This is a genomic window from Jeotgalibaca arthritidis (genome assembly GCF_011100465.1).
GTDB classification, from domain to species: domain Bacteria; phylum Bacillota; class Bacilli; order Lactobacillales; family Aerococcaceae; genus Jeotgalibaca; species Jeotgalibaca arthritidis.
Genome location: NZ_CP049740.1, coordinates 1790584 through 1810387 on the forward strand (window position 1 = coordinate 1790584; position 19804 = coordinate 1810387).

Annotated in this window: 19 protein-coding genes; 17 read left to right on the forward strand and 2 right to left on the reverse strand. The window is 38.0% G+C overall.

Features of this window, described 5'->3' with window-relative positions:
* Window positions 1–211 precede the first annotated feature (211 nt).
* The 3 genes from G7057_RS09030 to G7057_RS09040 all read left to right on the forward strand — a co-directional run bounded on the left by G7057_RS09030 (window position 212) and on the right by G7057_RS09040 (window position 4822).
* A complete protein-coding gene (locus G7057_RS09030; RefSeq protein WP_166163017.1) occupies window positions 212–1594 on the forward strand; it encodes an FAD-dependent oxidoreductase in 1383 nt (460 codons plus the stop codon).
* A gap of 122 nt (window positions 1595–1716) precedes the next feature.
* Window positions 1717–3084, forward strand: a complete 1368-nt coding sequence (locus tag G7057_RS09035; RefSeq protein WP_166163020.1) for a hemolysin family protein — start codon at window positions 1717–1719, stop codon at window positions 3082–3084.
* A 160-nt stretch (window positions 3085–3244) separates the two neighbouring features.
* Window positions 3245–4822: a peptide chain release factor 3 gene (locus tag G7057_RS09040; RefSeq protein WP_166163022.1), complete on the forward strand. Its 1578-nt coding sequence runs from the start codon at window positions 3245–3247 to the stop codon at window positions 4820–4822.
* Window positions 4823–4876: 54 nt separating this feature from the next.
* Here G7057_RS09040 and G7057_RS09045 read toward each other — a convergent pair whose 3' ends face one another.
* Entirely contained in the window at window positions 4877–5152 is a 276-nt protein-coding gene (locus G7057_RS09045; protein ID WP_076766779.1) for a DUF1827 family protein, read from the reverse strand.
* A gap of 204 nt (window positions 5153–5356) precedes the next feature.
* Window positions 5357–7558, reverse strand: a complete 2202-nt coding sequence (locus tag G7057_RS09050) for an ATP-dependent Clp protease ATP-binding subunit (protein WP_166163024.1) — start codon at window positions 7556–7558, stop codon at window positions 5357–5359.
* Window positions 7559–7939: 381 nt separating this feature from the next.
* Between G7057_RS09050 and G7057_RS09055 the strand changes: the two genes are divergently transcribed.
* From G7057_RS09055 to G7057_RS09120, 14 genes are all read left to right on the forward strand, one after another.
* Window positions 7940–8206 (forward strand): phosphocarrier protein HPr, encoded by a 267-nt coding sequence (locus G7057_RS09055; RefSeq protein WP_076766775.1) that lies wholly within the window; start codon window positions 7940–7942, stop codon window positions 8204–8206.
* Window position 8207: 1 nt separating this feature from the next.
* Window positions 8208–9938, forward strand: a complete 1731-nt coding sequence (ptsP, locus tag G7057_RS09060; RefSeq protein ID WP_166163027.1) for a phosphoenolpyruvate--protein phosphotransferase — start codon at window positions 8208–8210, stop codon at window positions 9936–9938.
* A gap of 132 nt (window positions 9939–10070) precedes the next feature.
* A complete protein-coding gene (locus tag G7057_RS09065) occupies window positions 10071–11276 on the forward strand; it encodes a glycosyltransferase family 4 protein (RefSeq protein WP_166163030.1) in 1206 nt (401 codons plus the stop codon).
* 169 nt (window positions 11277–11445) lie between these two features.
* On the forward strand, window positions 11446–12315 hold the full coding sequence (locus tag G7057_RS09070; RefSeq protein ID WP_166163033.1) for an NAD(P)-dependent oxidoreductase: 870 nt from the start codon (window positions 11446–11448) through the stop codon (window positions 12313–12315).
* 110 nt (window positions 12316–12425) lie between these two features.
* Window positions 12426–12656 carry a YkuJ family protein gene (locus tag G7057_RS09075; protein ID WP_076766760.1) on the forward strand — a complete coding sequence of 77 codons (231 nt, stop codon included), beginning with the start codon at window positions 12426–12428 and terminating at the stop codon, window positions 12654–12656.
* A 182-nt stretch (window positions 12657–12838) separates the two neighbouring features.
* A complete protein-coding gene (locus G7057_RS09080) occupies window positions 12839–14080 on the forward strand; it encodes a homoserine dehydrogenase (RefSeq protein ID WP_166163035.1) in 1242 nt (413 codons plus the stop codon).
* A gap of 20 nt (window positions 14081–14100) precedes the next feature.
* Window positions 14101–14970, forward strand: coding sequence for a homoserine kinase (thrB, locus tag G7057_RS09085; protein ID WP_166163038.1), 870 nt, complete (start codon window positions 14101–14103; stop codon window positions 14968–14970).
* A gap of 451 nt (window positions 14971–15421) precedes the next feature.
* Window positions 15422–15949, forward strand: coding sequence for a YqeG family HAD IIIA-type phosphatase (locus G7057_RS09090; protein ID WP_166163041.1), 528 nt, complete (start codon window positions 15422–15424; stop codon window positions 15947–15949).
* Window positions 15942–17081: a ribosome biogenesis GTPase YqeH gene (gene yqeH, locus G7057_RS09095; RefSeq protein WP_227004591.1), complete on the forward strand. Its 1140-nt coding sequence runs from the start codon at window positions 15942–15944 to the stop codon at window positions 17079–17081. The genes G7057_RS09090 and yqeH overlap by 8 nt, the downstream gene beginning before the upstream one ends.
* A gap of 14 nt (window positions 17082–17095) precedes the next feature.
* A complete protein-coding gene (gene yhbY / locus G7057_RS09100) occupies window positions 17096–17407 on the forward strand; it encodes a ribosome assembly RNA-binding protein YhbY (protein WP_166163044.1) in 312 nt (103 codons plus the stop codon).
* Window positions 17408–17451: 44 nt separating this feature from the next.
* Window positions 17452–18099, forward strand: a complete 648-nt coding sequence (locus G7057_RS09105; protein WP_373836141.1) for a nicotinate-nucleotide adenylyltransferase — start codon at window positions 17452–17454, stop codon at window positions 18097–18099.
* The gene (gene yqeK / locus G7057_RS09110; RefSeq protein WP_166163050.1) at window positions 18092–18685 is read left to right on the forward strand and encodes a bis(5'-nucleosyl)-tetraphosphatase (symmetrical) YqeK; all 594 of its coding nucleotides are present in this window, start codon (window positions 18092–18094) and stop codon (window positions 18683–18685) included. The genes G7057_RS09105 and yqeK overlap by 8 nt, the downstream gene beginning before the upstream one ends.
* Window positions 18686–18695: 10 nt before the next feature.
* Window positions 18696–19055: a ribosome silencing factor gene (gene rsfS / locus G7057_RS09115; RefSeq protein ID WP_166163053.1), complete on the forward strand. Its 360-nt coding sequence runs from the start codon at window positions 18696–18698 to the stop codon at window positions 19053–19055.
* The gene (locus G7057_RS09120; RefSeq protein ID WP_166163056.1) at window positions 19055–19801 is read left to right on the forward strand and encodes a class I SAM-dependent DNA methyltransferase; all 747 of its coding nucleotides are present in this window, start codon (window positions 19055–19057) and stop codon (window positions 19799–19801) included. Before rsfS ends, G7057_RS09120 begins: the two co-directional genes overlap by 1 nt.
* The last annotated feature ends 3 nt before the right edge of the window (window positions 19802–19804 follow it).

The window sequence follows — 19804 nt, forward strand, 5'->3', positions numbered from 1 at the left end:
AAAAAATGAAAGGAAGAATCTTAATAAACTATTTTTTTATTTTTCAAGTCGTTTTAGTTGCAAAAGTAAAAAAATAGAGTAGAATCTATACTTGCAGACAGGGATTATCCAAGTTTGTTAAAAAAATCATATGTGAAAGATTCAAAGTGGTGAGCATTTTGGGGTCTTTTGTTCGAAATAGAACAATTATAATTTAGGGGGACATACATAATTGAAGATCGTAGTAGTGGGATGTACACATGCAGGTACATCAGCAGTCAAAACTATCTTGTCAGAAAATCCGGGGGCGGATGTAACAGTATACGAAAGAAACGATAATGTTTCGTTCTTATCCTGTGGGATTGCACTATATGTAGGTGGCGTTGTAAAGAAAGCTGAAGAGTTATTTTACTCAAACCCAGAAGAATTAAAAGCAATGGGTGCAGATGTTCGCATGGAACACAATGTTACAAACATTGACATTAACAATAAGAGATTGGCTGTTGAAAATCTAAAAACAGGTGAGCAATTTGAAGATTCATTTGATAAACTTGTTTTAACAACTGGTTCATGGCCAATTATCCCTCCAATTCCAGGAATTGAGAGCAAAAACGTTGTATTATGTAAAAACTATAATCAAGCACAAGAAATTATTGCGCGTAAAACAGACAAACAAAAAATCACTGTTGTCGGTGGTGGATACATCGGTATCGAGCTTGTAGAAGCTTTTGCTATGGACAACAAAGATGTAACACTTGTTGATGGTTTAGACCGCATCTTAAACAAATACTTAGACCACGAATTCACATCAGTTCTTGAAGATGAATTAAGAAATCGTGGCGTTAAAATCCAACTAAACGAAATGGTTAAAGGATTTGAAGACAGCGAATCAGGAGATATGACAACTGTTGTAACAAGTGGTGGAGCTTACGAATCTGAACTTGTTATTCTATGTGTTGGTTTCCGTCCAAGCACTGAACTAGTTAAAGGTCAAATCGATATGTTACCAAATGGCGCAATCATCGTTGATGACTATATGCGTACAAGCCACCCAGATGTATTTGCTGCTGGAGACAGTTGTGCAGTAAACTACAATCCAACTGGTGGACATGCTTATATTCCATTGGCAACTAATGCAGTTCGTATGGGACTTTTAGTTGGTAAAAACATTGCTGGTCCAAAAATGAAATACCGTGGTACACAATCTACTTCAGGTCTCCATTTATTTGGATTCAACATCGGATCAACTGGTGTTAATGCTGCGAGTGCTGCAGCATTTGGTTTGGAAACAAATTCAGTATTATTCGAAGACAACTACCGTCCAGAATTTATGCCAACAAACGAAAAAATCTTGCTAAAACTTGTTTATGAGAAAGATACATTACGTATTGTTGGTGGACAAGTAATGTCTAAATACGATGTTACACAATCTGCAAACACGCTATCATTAGCGATTCAAAACCGCATGACAGTAGAAGATTTGGCATTGGTAGACTTCTTCTTTCAACCACACTTCGACCGTCCTTGGAACTACTTGAACCTAGTTGCTCAAAAAGCACTAGAACAAGAAAATACACTAAACGCAGTTGATGTCGAAAGTTTTGACAAAGCTTAATCTATAAAATTTCAATAAACAGCAAGGACGATTCAGACTTTTACTGATTCGTCCTTGTTTTTTTGATAAAATGACGGCATAATACGATTAACACATTCTATTTTAAAGGGGAAAAAAGATCTATGAATGCTGATCCTGATAGTCAGACGTTATTATGGCAAATTTTATTAATAATCGTGCTGACATTAATCAATGCTTTTTTTGCTTCGTCAGAAATTGCATTTGTGTCATTGAATAAAAATAAGATTGCCAATGAGGCAATAAAAGGTAGCGAAAAAGCTCGTAAAATATTAGCCTTACTCGATAACTCTGATGACTTTTTAGCCACAATTCAAGTTGCCATTACCTTTGCCGGATTCCTATCCAGTGCGGCTGCTGCCAATACTTTTGCCAGCAAACTTGAACCATTATTGGCCAATATTCCAGGTGGTAAACAAGCATCTATCCTGATTGTAACCTTGTTATTATCTTATATCACGCTTGTGTTTGGAGAGTTGTTGCCCAAACAAATTGGTATGCAAATACCTGAAAAGATTGCCTATGCCGGAGCAGGTTTTATTACAACCATTCAAAAAGTATTAAAACCATTTATTCGTTTGCTTTCTTTTTCAACCAGTCTGTTACAAAAGATAACACCAATTAAGTTTGATGATAACCGTGATGTCTACACACGTTCAGAAGTGAGCGGTTTATTAGAGAGAAGTAGTACTGAAGGAGCCATTGAAGCAGCTGAATTTAATATGCTAAAAGGTGTTCTTGAAATGGATAATAAAATGGCGAGAGAAGTTATGGTTCCAAGAACAGATACTTTCATGCTAGACCTTCAAGAAGATACTTATGAGAATATTCAAAAGACTTTGAATTCGCCGTATACGCGTATTCCTGTCTATGATGACGATAAGGATGATATTGTCGGTGTCCTTCATTTGAAAAACCTATTAAAAGAATCACGTCACACCCCATTAGAAAAAATTGATTTAAGAAAGATTTTAAATCCGCCACTATTTGTTCCAGAAACCATCTCAACCGATGAATTGATGGCTTTCTTGAAGAAGAGCCATAACCAATTAGCCATCCTTTATGATGAGTATGGTGGGGTTGTCGGTATCGCAACTTTAGAAGATATTCTAGAAGAAATTGTCGGTGACATTGCTGATGAGTACGATGAAAAGTACATTTTAATTGAAAAGATTCGTGATGGTTACTATGAGGTTGATGGTGCGACACCACTTTACCGCTTCAACAATTTCTTTAAAACAACCATCGAGACAGCCTTTGTAGATACCATTGCTGGCTTTGTTCTGACTGAATTAGGTGACTTTCCAGATGGTGATGAAATAAAGAGTATTGAAGTTGAGGGCTTACGCCTGTCTGCTTTAGAATTTGATAACAGACGTCTAGCTAAAATTGGAGTCGAGTACTTAGAAACGCAACCGATTAAATTAGAAGACCGCTTAGTTGTCGAAGAAATTCCTAAACAAAAATCATAATGATTAAGCACCAGTTTCCGACTAGGAGATTGGTGTTTTTATACTTTCATTTACTTGTTAGAAGATGTACTTTCATATATAATGACAAAGGCATGTTTAAAGTGAACAATATGTGATAAGAACTCATATCCAAGACAATGAAAGACAGAAAGGACATATCATGACACAAACATTATTAGATAAAGTGAAAACAAGAAAAACTTTTGCAATCATTTCTCACCCGGATGCTGGTAAAACAACAATAACTGAACAATTATTACTTTTTGGTGGTGCAATCCGTCAAGCCGGTACAGTAAAAGGTAAAAAAACAGGGAAATTTGCAAAATCTGACTGGATGGAAATTGAAAAACAACGTGGGATTTCAGTAACCAGTTCCGTTATGCAAGTTGATTATGATGGATTCCAAGTTAATATTTTAGATACACCTGGTCATGAGGACTTCTCAGAAGATACTTATCGTACCTTGATGGCAGTTGATAGTGCAGTCATGGTTATTGATAGTGGTAAAGGGATTGAGCCGCAAACGAAGAAATTATTTAAAGTTTGTCGGATGCGTGGTATTCCTATTTTTACGTTTATCAATAAATTGGACCGCGATGGTAGAGAGCCGTTGGATTTAATTGCTGAATTGGAAGAAGTGCTAGAAATTGATGCTTATCCAATGAATTGGCCAATGGGGATGGGGAAACAATTCTTAGGTTTGTATGATATTTACAACAAACGTGTTGAATTAACGCATCCTGAGCAAAACGGCGGCAATGATTTCTTACCACTCAATGAAGATGGTGAAATTGATGGTGATTTCCCAATCAAAGAATCAACGATTTACACTCAAGCGATTGAAGATGCAATGCTATTGAATGAAGCTGGAAATGCTTTTTCAGAAGAAGCGATTGCTAAAGGAGAGCTAACACCTGTCTTCTTTGGATCAGCTTTAACTGGTTTTGGCGTTCATACTTTCCTAGATGCTTATATTGATTTTGCGCCAAGTCCAAGTGCACATAAGACAGAAGAAGGCGACTATGTTGATACAGCTAAGGAAGAATTAACTGGTTTTGTTTTCAAAATCCAAGCTAATATGAACCCAGCCCACCGTGATCGTATTGCTTTTGTGAGAATTTGTTCGGGTGAATTTGAGCCTGGTATGGATGTTATCGTTAACCGTACAAGTAAGAAAATGAAGCTAGCGCATACAACACAATTTATGGCTGACTCAAGAGAAAGCGTGAAGAGTGCAGTTGCTGGTGATATTATCGGATTATACGATACAGGTAATTTACAAATTGGTGATACCATCTATGAAGGGAAAGAAGCTCTTCAATATGAGGCGCTACCGCAATTTACACCTGAATTATTTATGAAGGTAACACCTAAAAACGTGATGAAACAAAAATCATTCTACAAAGGTATTCAGCAGTTGGTTCAAGAAGGAGCCATTCAACTTTATAAAACTTACCATACCGAAGAATTTATCCTAGGTGCGGTTGGACAATTACAGTTTGAAGTTTTTGAGTACCGTTTGAAGAATGAATATAATGCAGAAGTCGATATGACACCGATGGGCTCTAAGATTGCCCGTTGGATTGATGAGGATGTCTTAGATGTGAATATGTCTTCAAGTCGTAACCTACTTTGTAAAGACCGCTTTGATAACCCAGTGTTCCTATTTGAAAACCAATTTGCAATGCGTTGGTTTGCAGATAAGTATCCAGATATCGAACTAAAAGCATTACTATAAAATGACGATAAAAAAAGGAGTGGGAATTTTCCCACTCCTTTTTCTCTTATCATGTTACTTAATATATGAAAGCTCTACAAAGTTGTGTCCAGGCATCACTTCAACATCATCTACTGTCATTTGTAATAACTTATTTAAAACAAAATCAATCTCATTTTGTTTTACACGTCGATTACGATTTAGTAATATAATGTCTTCGTGTGTCGGGGCGCCAGTATAAATGACTGTCGTTTGACCAAGTGAGAATACCTTCACCATTGAAGCGTCAGTATTCGCTAATTGTTCACGAACCAAGTCAAAATGGCTGTTTGTTACATCGATTAATTTCATGTGACACACCCCTCGCTAAGTTAAATTGTATTGTTAAAACTATTATAAACCTTTTAATGAAATTATAAAAGTATCAAGATTGCTAAACTGTCAATTGTTTTTTGAAAAAGAGATGAAAACGTGACGCAACGAATAAATTTTAGTGATCAAAAAAGTTTATTGATATTAAAAAGCACCCAAGTTCAACTTGAGTGCTTTTTAGCTTTAATCATCTATCTGGCTGTCATTCTCCTTAATAACAATGTCATTATCTTCATTGACATCAAATAGAATCGTTTTAACGTGCGGGTTATCTAAATAATAGTCAGCTACTCGGTCTTCAATATGTTCTTGAATCACACGGCGAAGGGGACGAGCACCCATTGCAGGATTGTAGCCGACATCTATTAGTTTCTCCTTAGCCTTGTCACTAATAGTAATAGTGATATCTTTATCTTGAAGAATACGATTAACGTCCTCCAACATCAACGACAGAATCTCGGATAGATTTTCCTTAGATAGAGAGTTAAATTCGACAATCGCATCGAAGCGGTTGATGAACTCTGGCTTAAAGTAATCACTTAAACGATTCAAAATCGATTTTGTTTGACCAGATAGAGCAGCGCCAAAGCCGACATTGGCTTCTTGACTTCCTGTGCCAGCGTTAGAGGTCATAATAATAATGGTATCTTTGAAGCTAATAGAACGACCTTGAGAATCAGTCAAACGACCATCATCAAGAATTTGTAGGAAGAGGTGCATCACGTCTGGATGAGCTTTTTCTACTTCATCAAGTAAGACAATACTGTATGGGTTTCTTCTGACACGTTCGGTTAATTGTCCAGCCTCTTCATAACCAACATAACCAGGAGGCGATCCAATGAGTTTTGAGACAGCGTGTTTTTCCATATATTCACTCATATCAAAACGAATAATCGCATCTTCTGTGCCAAACATTTCAATTGATAATTGTTTGGCTAATTCTGTCTTACCAACACCTGTTGGTCCAACAAATAAGAAGGAGCCAATTGGACGATTTTTACGAGCGAAGCCAATGCGGTTACGGCGGATTGCTTTAGCAACTTTATCAACGGCTTCATCTTGACCGATAACATGTGTCTTCAAGTCTTTATCCAAGTTTCGTAATTGCTCTTGTTCTTTTTCAAGCAAATCACCAACTGGAATATTGGTCTTGATTTCGATAATAGTCTGAATGTCTTTTTCAGTAACGGTATTATCTTCACCACTTGCTTGTGGATTTTCTTTCATATTTTTTAAGTGAGTAATTTGATCACGATAGTAGGCTGCTTTTTCATAGTCTTCAGCGTGAAGAGCAGCTTGTTTTTCTTGCTCAGCTGTTTCCATACGGTCATCAATTTCTTTGGGATCAACTAATTTTAGTGATAGGTTCTTTTTAGAACCTGATTCATCGAGTAGATCAATTGCTTTATCCGGTAAAAAACGGTCTTGGATATAGCGGTGTGATAAATGAACCGCAGCCTCTAGAGCTTTATCTGAATAGCTTACCTTGTGATAGTCTTCGTACTTGCTGCGTAAACCTTGTAGAATAATCAAGGTTTGCTCCGGTGTAGGTTCATTAACACGAACGGGTTGGAAACGACGTTCAAGGGCAGGGTCTTTTTCAATTTTACGGTATTCATTTAAGGTTGTGGCACCGATTAATTGTAGTTCACCTCTAGCCAAGGCTGGTTTTAGAATATTACCTGCGTCCATACTGCCTTCAGCGCTTCCTGCTCCAACGATTTCATGAATTTCATCGATAAATAAAATGATTTTCTTGTTTTCTCTTACTTCATTCATCAGTTGTTGCATCCGTTCCTCGAATTGTCCGCGAATGCCTGTTCCTTGAACAAGCGAAACAACATCTAATCGGATGACTTCTTTATCGAGTAGCTTTTGAGGCACATCGCCATCGACAATGTTTTGAGCAAGTCCTTCTACAACAGATGTTTTACCAACACCTGCTTCACCAATTAAGACAGGATTGTTTTTATTGCGTCGATTTAGAATTTCAATGACACGAGCAATTTCACTGTCACGGCCAATAACGGGATCGATGGCACCTTGTCTAGCTAGCTCCGTTAAATTAACACCAAATTGGTCTAGCAAGCCGCTACCACCTTGAGCACCTTGTCCTTTACTAGCACGATTAGCAGGGTCTGGTGATGGTTGTTGACGATTTTGATTAGGTAGCTGACGGAAGAACTGTTCCAAATCACCCATATTAAAAGGGTTACCGTTATTAGCAGACGAACCAAAGAATCCCATACCGCCGCGGTTTCTATTTTGTGAAGCTTGCCACTGTTGATAACAATTTTGACAAAGGTCTAATTTTTGAGTTTGACCATTGAGGGTTGCATACAAATGAATGGATGCTTCATTTTTTTCACAATTCATACATTTCATGGGCTTAACTTCCTTTCTGATGAGTATTATTATTTAATTACTTTTTTTATCAATTCAAGGTCATTTAACCTTGTGCTCTTATTATACATTGACCAATTTTGACTTTCAAGTTTTTTAACTTAGATGTCTTACAAGCAAGATGAGAAAGGCTTAAGGATAACCGTCATCAATAAATCATCGATTTATAATAATTGATGAGATTTTCTCATCAAAAATGAGATTTAGTTTGAAAATAGTTGTTCTTATTGAGAAAAAATGGTAATCTTATTCTATGAAAGGGTTATATTTCCTGTTTTTTATTTTGCTTATTTTTAAAAAATTTGTGGAGTAAAAGGAGAGGTCTTTTAACCTATAAATTCATAAAAAAAGGGGATTAGCACAATGGAGAAAAAAGATTTTCATATTACTGCTGAAACAGGGATTCACGCAAGACCTGCAACATTACTTGTACAAACTGCAAGTAAATTCAACTCTGATATTAACCTTGAATATAAAGGTAAATCAGTAAACTTGAAATCAATCATGGGAGTTATGTCACTTGGTGTTGGCCAAGGCGCAGATGTAACAATTACAATTGAAGGTCAAGACGAAGCTGAAGCTATGGCTGGTATCGTTGAAACACTTAAAAAAGAAGGGTTAGCTGAATAATATGGAAAACCGTTTAATGGGTATTGCTGCTAGCGATGGTATCGCAATCGGTAAAGCCTATCTATTAACGGAACCTGATTTAACCTTTGCTAAAAAAACAATAGATAATCCAGAAGGCGAAATTACTCGACTTCTGGATTCTTTTGAGAATGCGAAGAGTGAAGTTCAGGCAATCCGTGATCATGTTGCTATTGCAGTAGGTGAAGAAGAAGCACAAGTGTTTGATGCACATGTGATGGTTCTTTCGGATCCAGAAATGTTAGATACAATCAAATCAAATATTACTGATAACAAAGTAAATGCTGAACAAGCATTAGCAGATGTATCAGGACTGTTTATTGCTATGTTCGAAGGTATGGTTGATAACCCATATATGCAAGAACGCGCAGCTGATATTCGCGACGTAACTGAACGTGTTATGGGGCATTTGTTAGGGGTTAAAATTCCTAGCCCAGCAACAATTAAAGAAGAAGTTGTTATTGTTGCAAAAGACTTAACACCAAGTGATACAGCACAATTAAACCGTCGATATGTCAAAGGTTTTGTAACCGATATTGGTGGACGTACATCTCACTCAGCTATCATGGCTCGTTCGTTGGAAATACCAGCTGTCGTTGGAACAAAAACGATTACAGAGTTAGCTGCTGATGGCGTAATGGTAATCATCGATGGATTAGAGGGGAATATTATTGTTAATCCAGATGAAGCAACATTAGCAGAATACAAAGAAAAACAAACAGCGTTTGAAACGCAAAAAGAAGAATGGGCTAAACTAAAAGATGCTGAAACTGTCACAAAAGATGGCAAGCATGTTGAGCTAGCTGCAAACATCGGTACACCTAAAGATTTACAAGGTGTGAATGATAACGGTGCAGAAGCAATTGGTTTATACCGTACTGAATTCCTATACATGGATTCAGAGCAATTTCCAACTGAACAAGAACAATTCGAAGCTTACAAAGCAGTTCTCGAAGGTATGAATGGCAAAGCTGTTGTTGTTCGTACAATGGATATCGGTGGTGACAAGGAATTACCATATCTTCAATTACCTGAAGAGATGAACCCATTCCTAGGTTACCGTGCAATCCGTATCTGTTTAGCAGAACCTGATATGTTCCGTACACAATTACGTGCGTTATTACGTGCTTCTGTATATGGTAAACTTCGTATTATGTTCCCAATGATTGCAACTTTAAATGAATTTAGAGAAGCAAAACAAATGTTGGAAGAAGAAAAAGCTAAATTAGTTGCTGAAGGTCAATCAGTATCTGATGAAATCGAAGTAGGGATTATGATTGAAATTCCAGCTGCTGCTGTATTGGCGCACCAATTCGCTAAGGAAGTTGACTTCTTCAGTGTTGGTACTAACGATTTAATTCAATACACAATGGCTGCAGACCGTATGAACGAACGCGTATCATACTTATATCAACCATATAACCCAGCTATCTTAACACTGTTGAAACACGTTATCGATTCAGCTCATGCTGAAGGTAAGTGGGTTGGTATGTGTGGCGAGATGGCCGGAGACCAAACAGCAGTACCATTGTTATTAGGACTAGGCTTAGATGAATTCTCAATGAGTGCATCAAGTATCCTAAAAACAAGAAGCTTACTAGCTAAACTAGATTCAAAAGAAATGGAAGCTCTTGCTCACAAAGCAATTAATGAGTGTTCAACTGTTGAAGAAGTTATTGCGCTAGTTGAAGAACTAACAGAATCATTAAGTTAAAAAGGGTGGAGGCTGGACTTAATTGTCTAGCTCCTTTTTTTGTTTATTGGACTAAAGCCCAGTGCTTTTTTGAATGGTTTCCTATATACTTAATTTATAAAAAAACTCACTGGAGTGATAGAGGGTGAAAACATGCGAGTAGGAATGTTTACGGACTCATATTTTCCACAAATTAGTGGTGTATCGACTTCCATCAAAGTTCTGAAAGATGAACTTGAAGCACAGGGGCACGATGTGATTATCTTTACAACAACAGATCCCAACGCTCCTGATAGCGAAGACGGTATTGTTCGACTGAAAAGTATTCCATTTTTCTCATTTAAGGACCGAAGAATTGCCATAAAAGGATTTTCTAAGGCTTTAAAAGAAGCTAAAAAACAACGGATTGATATTGTGCATACTCATACAGAATTTAGTTTAGGACTGACTGGGAAATTTGTTGCCTATATGTTAAAAATACCGACTATTCACACTTACCATACGATGTATGAAAAATACTTGCATTACATTGCCAATGGTAAAATTATTAAGGTAAGAGATGTTAAAATGGTCTCGCGTGCGTTCTGTAACCGAACAAAGGGCGTGATTGTTCCTAGCCAACTCATGAAGGATACGTTACTTTCGTATCATGTCTCTAAAGAAATAAGAGTAATTCCAACTGGCGTGACACGAGCAGAAAAAAATCCTTCTATAAAGAAAGAATTAAGACAAAAGCTAAGCTTAAATGAAGAGGATATTGTTTTATTATCCTTATCACGGTTAGCTTTTGAAAAAGACCTTGATAAAATGATTATCGCTTTCCCAAGTATTTTAGAACGCCAATCAAATGCCAAATTAGTATTTGTTGGCGATGGTCCTGCGCGACAATCACTAGAAGAATTAGTGGCAGAAAAAGGGTTAGAGGAAGTTGTGATATTTGTAGGAGAAGTGAACAACGAATCTGTTTATGAATACTATCAAATGGCAGATGTTTATGTGAGTGCGTCTGCAAGTGAAACACAGGGACTCACTTATTTAGAGAGCATTATGAACGATTGTCCAGTCGTAGCGAAGGAGAATGATTACCTAAAGGGTATTATTAAAAATCCGATGCTTGGTTTGCTTTACAAGGATGATCATGAACTGGCAGCTGCTGTTAGCCATGTAATCGAACAAAAACAGGCTGAAATAAATCAAGAGTGGGTAGACCAGCGACAAGAATTGATCAAAGAATTATCTTCAGAAACCTTCGGAAAAAAAGTCATTAGCTATTATAAACACGTCATTGAAAATTATTATTTTGAAACCGAAGACGAGCCAATGTCCTTATTGAAGTATTACTCAAGACTAAAATCATAATAAAAGATTGGTAAAAAGCCGTGTAGATGTTACATACATTTACACGGCTTTTTGGCTACATCAATCGCAATTCGAACTTATTTAAATCGACTGTTTTACATGACAGTTAACTTTTTAGGGGGTTCAATGCTATACTAATTGATAAGAACTGATTATTGGAGGAATGGATATGACAAAGACAATTGGATTTATTGGAACGGGTGTAATGGGCTCTTCGATGGTGAGACACCTTTTAAAAGCAGGCTATCACGTGAATGTCCATAACCGTACAAAAAATAAAGCAGATGCCTTAGTTGAAGAAGGTGCTATTTGGCAAGATACACCGGCAGAAGTAACAAAACAGTCTGATGTCATTATTACAATTGTGGGTTACCCAACCGATGTGGAAGAAACTTATTTTGGTGAAACTGGTATTCTGAATGCTGCTAAAGCAGGCGATATTGTGATTGATATGACAACAAGTACGCCATCATTAGCGGTTAAAATTTATGAAGCTGCTAAAGAAAAAGGCGTACTAGCGCTTGATGCACCTGTTTCAGGTGGAGACATGGGTGCTAAAAATGGAACATTAACAACCATGGTCGGTGGCGATCAAGCAACATTTGATGCAGCAGAAGCAATTTTAAATACCTTCTCAAGTAAAGTCATGTTGCAAGGAGTAGCCGGAAGTGGCCAACATACGAAAATGGCTAACCAAATTATGATTGCTGGAACAATGACAGGAATGACTGAATTAATGGTTTATGCTAAAGCAGCAGGCTTGGATATTGAAAAAGTAATCGAACAAGTTGGGGCTGGTAGTGCGGGAAACTGGTCGTTGAGTAACTATTCACCACGTATCTTAAAAAAAGATTTTACGCCAGGGTTCTTTGTTAAACACTTTATTAAAGATTTGAAGATTGCCTTGGATGAAGCAGATAAAATGGGGATTGATTTACCAAGCACAACTTTAGCTAAAGATCTCTATGAAAAATTAGCAGATAAGGGCATTGAAAATGATGGCACGCAAGCTTTGATTAAACTTTGGTGGGGAGAGTAAAGGAAATCCTCAGACTGATAATAAAATTCTAAAATTACGCATAATTTGATGCGATGAAAACGAAATAATGCTAGAATAGATAAGAAGTCAGTCTGGAAAGGGGAAAAACTATGAAACCTTCACAATTATCTGCAATCATCCGACGACTAGAAGTGATGATGGAAGACAACGGAGAAATCGAAGTTCGCCGTTTTGAAAAAGATGGAAACGAGCGATGCGTTGTTAAATATAACCGAGATGCTGAAACATTTGAGTTAGAAGAGCACGCAAGTAATCAAACTTATCAATTTGATGATTTAGATTTAGTAGCAATTGAAATCTTTGAGTTACTACAAGACTAAAATAAAATGATGTCTACTAAAAATCCCGCTGAGTCATTCTGACTTTTGCGGGATTTTTTTCTTTTATTATAATGTATGCGTTATCATTGGTGGTTTCTAATTTATTTTTAACTTTTGGGTAGAGAAATTTAAAAATATTAAGTATACTGGGGAATAATAGATAAGGGATAGGGGAGACGACAGTGAAGGAAACAGTGAAAATAGGGTTATTAGGATTTGGAACAGTTGGTTACGGTGTCTATGATATTTTGAAAAACAATCAAGAGAAATATGCATCGCTAACGCAAACAAATATTGAAGTTAGTAAAATTCTTGTTCATGATACGGCAGCTTTTCCTGAAGCGCTAGCAGCTGGGATTCCCTTGACGGACCAATTTGAGGAGATTGCTCAAGATGACAGCATTTCAATTGTTGTTGAAGTAATGGGAACAGTTGATGTTGCAAGAAACTTTATTACTAAAGCTCTTAATAGTGGAAAAAACGTTGTAACAGCAAATAAAGATTTATTGGCTGTTCATGGTGAAGAACTTTATGCGCTAGCTGAAAAAGTGGGTAAAGACCTTTACTTCGAAGCGAGTGTGGCAGGTGGTATTCCGATCTTACGGGCCCTTAACGAGAGTTACATTGGTGATAATTTGCAAGAAGTGCTGGGTATTGTTAATGGAACAACCAACTTTATGCTGACAAAAATGCAAGAAGAGCATTATAGCTACGCAGATGCATTGGCTTTGGCTCAACAATTAGGTTTTGCAGAGAGCGATCCAACAGGAGACGTTGAAGGATTGGATGCAGCACGTAAGGTAGTTATTTTGACTAAGTTAGCATTCGGCAAAACCATTACAATGGAGCAGCTGCCAACAACGGGTATTTCTGCTCTTGACCTAGCTGATTTTGAGCGTGCAAAAGCACTCGGATATACCATTAAATTAATCGGTAGCTCAAAAGTCGTTGACGGCCATCTTAATGTTGAAGTAGCACCGATGTTAGTTCCGAGTGATCATCCACTAGCGCATGTTAAAAATGAAAATAATGCCGTTTATGTGACGGGAGAAGCTGTCGGTGAAACGATGATGTATGGACCGGGAGCAGGTCGTATGCCAACTGCAAATAGTGTGGTCGCTGATATCTTACAAGTTGCAAAAAATATTAAAGAAAATCGTACAGGTAAAGGTTTGCCAATAATTACATCAGATGTGGTCTTAGGACAAGCTAATCCGACTTATACAGATGTACTATTGCGTTTTAAACAAGTTGAGAATCAAGGTTTAACTTTTGCTCATCCACAACTCACACAATTAGATAGCGCAGATGGTAAAGGTTATATCCATGCTTCGCAAGTAAGCAAACAAGAATTGGAAGCAATAAAAGACCAACTTGAAAAAAACCATCAGCTTGTATTTGAAGCTGTTTATCAATCTATTTAATTATACAAAGGAGTTTCTTTATGACTGTCATAAAAGTGCCCGCTACATCAGCGAATTTAGGACCGGGATTTGATTCGATTGGAATGGCTGTAGCTGTTTATTTGGAGTTGGAAATTTTAGGACCTTCTGAAGAATGGTTCATTGATCACGATATGGGGGAAGATATTCCGTCCGATGATCAAAACCTTATCATTCAAACTGCTCTACAAACATCAGCTGAACCATTAACACCGCAGCGGTTGAAGATGACATCAGCTATTCCACCAGCAAGAGGATTGGGTAGCAGTTCGGCAGCGATTGTAGCCGGAATCGAATTAGCAAATCATTTGGCAGACTTACAATTGACAACTGATGAGAAAATTCAAATAGCTAGTCGCATTGAAGGCCATCCAGATAATGTTATGCCAGCTATTACAGGTGATTTAGCGATTGGAACGATGATTAATCAAGAAGTCATCTGGAAAACAACTGACTTTCCCGACTGTGCATTGATTGTCACTGTACCAGAACGAGAGCTCTTGACATCGGCTAGTCGAGCAGTGATGCCAGAAAGTCTCTCTTTAAAAGATGCCGTTGAAGGTAGTGCCGTTGCCAATGTTATGGTAGCTGCACTTCACCAAGGGGACATTGAAACAGCTGCTCGCTTGATGGAGAAGGATGTCTTTCACGAACCTTACCGCCAAACTTTGATTCCCGAGCTCAATCAGATTCGCCAGCTAGCAAATCAAGAAGGGGCATACGGTGTTTACTTAAGTGGTGCTGGCACAACGATTATGACGCTGGCCAAGCCAGAACTTGCCGAAATAATTCAAGAACGCATTAAAGATGAATTTCCTGATTGCCACGTTTTCTTGACGGAAATAGACAAAGAAGGATCTCGAATCGAATAGTTAGGCTAGAAAGAGATTAAGCTGTGTGCTTAATCTCTTTTTTATAGACTAGGGGATTATAAGTTCAGCCATCAATGTCTAGCTCCCAAGTCCTGACCTAGTGAAAAAAAGATAAATTTGCCCCATTGCGCGCTTCGCTGCTCGCTAACGCATATCATTCGACTAACCCGCTGAAGCGTGAAGTCTCCTGACAATTCAGGGTCAAATTTCCTATTTTTTCATAGGCCAAGGCGGACTTGTCCGCTTTTCTTATTATTATGAGCGACTACTCAGAAGAAACAGGCTTTTCTTGTATTTCTTTGCTATTCTTATATAATTAAGGTAAAATAATGTGTTCATAATCATTAAAAAAAATAGAGCGTGAGGTTGGATTGGCACTAAAAGAATGCGTTATTATAACGCTGTGTTTATTTCTTATCCTAGCCTCTTCTTTTTGTGAGAAGGAGTCAATATGTTTAATAAATTTAAGCCTGTGTGGATGGTAGAAAGTGTCTATCAAATTTCAGCTGAGCAATTAGAAAAACACAATATCAAGGCAGTCTTTTGTGATTTAGACAACACACTGATTGCGTGGAATAATCCAAATGGTACAGAAGAGTTACTAGCATGGATTGAAGAAATGAAAGAAAATAATATTCACGTTACGATTGTTTCAAACAACAAGGGAGACCGTGTTCAAAAGGTAGCAGAGCATTTAAAGCTTCACTATATTCCGCGAGCACTTAAGCCTTTAAAGAAAGGTTATCGTCAAGCAATAGAACAAGCTGGTGTGCCAATGGACCAATGTGTGATGGTTGGAGACCAATTGATTACCGATATTTTCGGTGCTAATCGTTTAGGACTGAAAACGATTTTGGTGATACCGATTTTGAATTCGGATGCTTGGAATACACGTATTAATCGCTTCTTCGAACGGATTATTATGAAAAAATTACTAAAAGACGACCCAGATATGAAATGGAGGAAACGACTTGACTAGGGAAGAAATAGAAGAATTAGAACAAGAAGAACTGTTTTGTATTGGCTGTGGTTCACAGATTCAAACAGACCATAAAACAGAACGCGGTTATACACCGATGAGTGCCTTGAAAAAAGGACTTGAGAGTGGCGAATTATATTGCCAACGCTGTTTCCGTTTGCGTCATTATAACCAATTGGAAAAGGTTTCTGCTACGGACGATGAGTTCTTAGAAATGTTAAACCAAATTGGAGAGAAAAATGCCTTAGTTGTGAACGTAGTTGATATTTTTGATATGTACGGCAGTATGATTCCAGGCTTACACCGTTTTGTAGGATCTAATCCTGTCTTGATGGTTGGTAACAAGGTAGATGTTTTACCAAAATCAGTGAAGCATTCTCGTGTGAAACATTGGATGTTACAACAAGCGCACCAAGTTGGGCTTCGTCCATTTGATGTGGCACTTGTGAGTGGTAAGACGGCTACTCAAATTGATCGTTTGTTGGAAATTATTGAAGAAAACCGCCAAGGTCGTGACGTTTATGTGGTTGGTGTGACGAACGTAGGTAAGTCAACTATTATGAATCAAATTATTAAAGCTGCTACCGGAAGTAAAGAAGATGTGATTACAACATCACGCTTCCCTGGGACAACGCTTGATTTAATTAAGATTCCTTTAGACGATGGTGCATCATTAATCGATACACCGGGAATCATTCACCGCCACCAAATGGCTCATGTGTTAACGGCAGAAGATTTAACGATTGTGTCTCCACAAAAGGAAATGAAACCTGTCACTTTCCAATTGAATCCAGCACAAACACTCTTTATGGGTGCGGTGGCACGATTTGATTTTGTTGAGGGCGAACGCTCTTCATTTACCTGTTATTTTGCTAATGATTTGAAGATTCATCGGACTAAGCTTGAAAAAGCCACTGACTTCTATGATAAGCATAAGGGTGGGTTGTTACAGCCGCCTAATGAAGCTAACATTGGTGACTTTCCGAAGTTGGTTCGTAAAGAATTCCAAGTTAAAGAACCGTCAGATATTGTCTTTTCTGGTTTGGGCTGGGTAGCCGTTCAAAAACCGGGTAAAGTGGCAGCTTGGGTGCCAGAAGGCGTAGACGTTGTTATTAGAGAGCAGATTATTTAAGGAAGAGGTTTATTATGGAATTAAGAGGAAAACAAAAACAATTTTTAAAGAAAGAGGCGCATCACTTACAAGCGATTTTCCAAATCGGTAAGGGTGGTTTGTCTGATGAAATTGTTAGACAGATTGATGAAGCCTTAGAAAAAAGAGAATTAATTAAAGTGAGCTTGCTTCAAAATACTGATGAGGTAGCTGCTGATGTCGCAGTTGAAGTAGCAGAACGTGTTGGCGCAGTTGTCGTTCAACAAATTGGTAAAACAATTATCTTTTTCCGTGAGTCATCAAAAGAGAAGAACCAACGTTTGTCTCTTTTAGTTAAGAAAATATAAGCGAATCGCATTCTAGAAAGGTGGAATTTTCAGTCATGGTCAAGTTGTTTGATGTTCAGATACCAGAATTTATTGTAGTGGAAAAGACGAGTGTTGAGCCACAAGAGGTGACTACAGAGCGCAAGCGTGTAGGCATTATTGGTGGGACATTTAATCCGCCACATTTAGGTCATTTGATCATTGCTCAGCAAGTTGGGCAGCAGTTGGCTTTGGATAAGGTTTACTTTATGCCAGATGCGGAACCGCCTCACATTGACGAGAAGCCTTTTATTGACGGCAAGCATAGAGAAGAAATGGTTAAGCGTGCAATTGCAGATAATGATTTGTTTGCCTTAGAAGATGTAGAATTAAAGCGCGGCGGTAAAAGCTACACCATTGATACGATGAAGGAACTAATTGAGAAAAATCCTGATACAGACTACTATTTTATTATTGGTGGCGATATGGTTGCCTATTTACCAAAGTGGGAACGAATTGATGAGCTTATGACGCTCGTTCATTTTGTTGGAGTTGTTCGACCTGGTTATCCAGATACGAGCCCTTATCCAATTATTTGGGTGGATTCTCCTTTAGTGGATATTAGTTCCACTAAGATTAGAACGATGGTTAACTGTGGCCGTCCGCTACGGTATATTGTTCCTGAGGGTGTAGAGCGTTATATTAAGGAAGAGGGGCTGTATGTAAATGACTAAGCCACTGTATTCAAACCGTTATACGACTTGGACACGCGATGCCATTTTAGAGGCTGTTAATCGTAATGTTACTGAAGCACGTTACGAGCATATTTTAAGAGTAGAAGAAACAGCTATCAGATTAGCTGATCACTATGGTGCGGAAACTGAAGCGGCTAGTCTTGCGAGCATTTTACATGATTACGCCAAAGATATTCCGAGAGCAGATATTGAAGTCTTAGTTGATCAAGGTGATTTGCCTCGCGAGCTATTAGACTTCGGAAGTCAAATTTGGCATGGACCTGCAGCAGCTTATTATGCTCAAACGATATTTGGTATTCACGACCAATCGATTTTGGATGCTATAGCTCAACATACTATTGGCGGCCAAATGATGCCATTAGTGAGTCAGATTGTTTTTATAGCAGATTATATTGAACCAGGTCGCCAGTTTCCAGGTGTAGAGGAAGCAAGACGACTGGCTGATCAAACGTTAGAATCAGCAGTTGTTTATAAAATTAAACAAACATTGCTGTATTTGATACAAAAAGAAATTGTGATTTACCCAGAAACGTTCCATGTCTATAATAAATGGATGGGAAAATAGGAGGAAACATATGTTGAACAGTGAACAAATCTTAGAAGTCGTTGTGAAAGCAGCAGATGATAAACTAGCAGAAGATATTACCGTTTTAGATGTACGTGGATTAACGACTTTAGGCGACTACTTTGTGATTATGAACGGTCGTAACGAGCGCCAAATGGGTGCGATTATTGGTGGCGTTGTCGATGAAGCCCACAAAAATAACATCGAGATTAAAAACCAAGAAGGAAAAGACTCAGGAAACTGGGTATTATTAGATTTGGCAGATGTGGTTGTCCATGTCTTTAGTTCCGGTGAGCGTTCATACTACAATTTGGAAAAATTATGGAGTGATGCGCCGATTGTTGATATCAGCGCTATGATTAGTAAATAATGAGCTATAACATTTTTTCACATTTTTATGATATGGTAATGGATCAAACCGTCTATGATCAATGGTTGTCGTTTGTGGAAGGTTACCGTCAACGCCACCATCAATCTAAAGAACAGCTAGCCATTTTAGAGTTAGCTTGTGGAACAGGTATTATTGCGCTTAAATTGGCTGAGGCGGGTCATGATGTGACGGGCTATGATTTGTCAGCTGATATGTTGTCACTTGCTCAAGAACGGATAGAAGAAGCTGGCCAAGAGATACAACTCATAGAAGGTGACATGAGGGAATTACCAGACATTCAAGCTTTTGATATGGTGACTTGTTTTTCTGATTCGTTATGCTATTTGCATCAAGAATCAGACCTCTTGCAAGTTTTTGAAGGGGTTCATCGTAACTTGAGTGAAGGTGGGACATTTTTATTTGATGTCCATTCGCTTTTTCAAATGGACCACGTTTTTCCAGGGTATCAGTATATCTATCAGGAAGAGTCAGAGGTCTTTTTGTGGGAGAGTTTCATCGGTGATTATGATCATTCGGTCGAGCATGTTTTGACTTTCTTTGTGGAGAATGAAGATGGTCGTTTCGATCGACTGCAGGAAATTCATCAAGAGCGTTCATTCCCACTTGAAACCTATCAACGACTATTAAAAGAAGCTGGATTTTCTTCAGTAGAACTAACAGCTGAGTTTGGTGAATCACCTGTTGATGAAACAACAACGCGCTGGTTCTTCGCAGCGAAAAAATAGCAA

Excerpts from the sequence above, each read along its gene's own strand:
- G7057_RS09070 (WP_166163033.1), top strand. The coding sequence starts at position 11,446 with ATGACAAAGACAATTGGATTTATTGGAACGGGTGTAATGGGCTCTTCG.
- G7057_RS09045 (WP_076766779.1), bottom strand. The coding sequence starts at position 5,152 with ATGAAATTAATCGATGTAACAAACAGCCATTTTGACTTGGTTCGTGAA.
- yqeK (WP_166163050.1), top strand. The coding sequence starts at position 18,092 with ATGACTAAGCCACTGTATTCAAACCGTTATACGACTTGGACACGCGAT.
- G7057_RS09055 (WP_076766775.1), top strand. The coding sequence starts at position 7,940 with ATGGAGAAAAAAGATTTTCATATTACTGCTGAAACAGGGATTCACGCA.
- G7057_RS09120 (WP_166163056.1), top strand. The coding sequence starts at position 19,055 with ATGAGCTATAACATTTTTTCACATTTTTATGATATGGTAATGGATCAA.
- ptsP (WP_166163027.1), top strand. The coding sequence starts at position 8,208 with ATGGAAAACCGTTTAATGGGTATTGCTGCTAGCGATGGTATCGCAATC.
- G7057_RS09050 (WP_166163024.1), bottom strand. The coding sequence starts at position 7,558 with ATGAAATGTATGAATTGTGAAAAAAATGAAGCATCCATTCATTTGTAT.
- thrB (WP_166163038.1), top strand. The coding sequence starts at position 14,101 with ATGACTGTCATAAAAGTGCCCGCTACATCAGCGAATTTAGGACCGGGA.
- G7057_RS09035 (WP_166163020.1), top strand. The coding sequence starts at position 1,717 with ATGAATGCTGATCCTGATAGTCAGACGTTATTATGGCAAATTTTATTA.
- G7057_RS09040 (WP_166163022.1), top strand. The coding sequence starts at position 3,245 with ATGACACAAACATTATTAGATAAAGTGAAAACAAGAAAAACTTTTGCA.
- yhbY (WP_166163044.1), top strand. The coding sequence starts at position 17,096 with ATGGAATTAAGAGGAAAACAAAAACAATTTTTAAAGAAAGAGGCGCAT.
- G7057_RS09075 (WP_076766760.1), top strand. The coding sequence starts at position 12,426 with ATGAAACCTTCACAATTATCTGCAATCATCCGACGACTAGAAGTGATG.
- G7057_RS09090 (WP_166163041.1), top strand. The coding sequence starts at position 15,422 with ATGTTTAATAAATTTAAGCCTGTGTGGATGGTAGAAAGTGTCTATCAA.
- G7057_RS09065 (WP_166163030.1), top strand. The coding sequence starts at position 10,071 with ATGCGAGTAGGAATGTTTACGGACTCATATTTTCCACAAATTAGTGGT.
- rsfS (WP_166163053.1), top strand. The coding sequence starts at position 18,696 with ATGTTGAACAGTGAACAAATCTTAGAAGTCGTTGTGAAAGCAGCAGAT.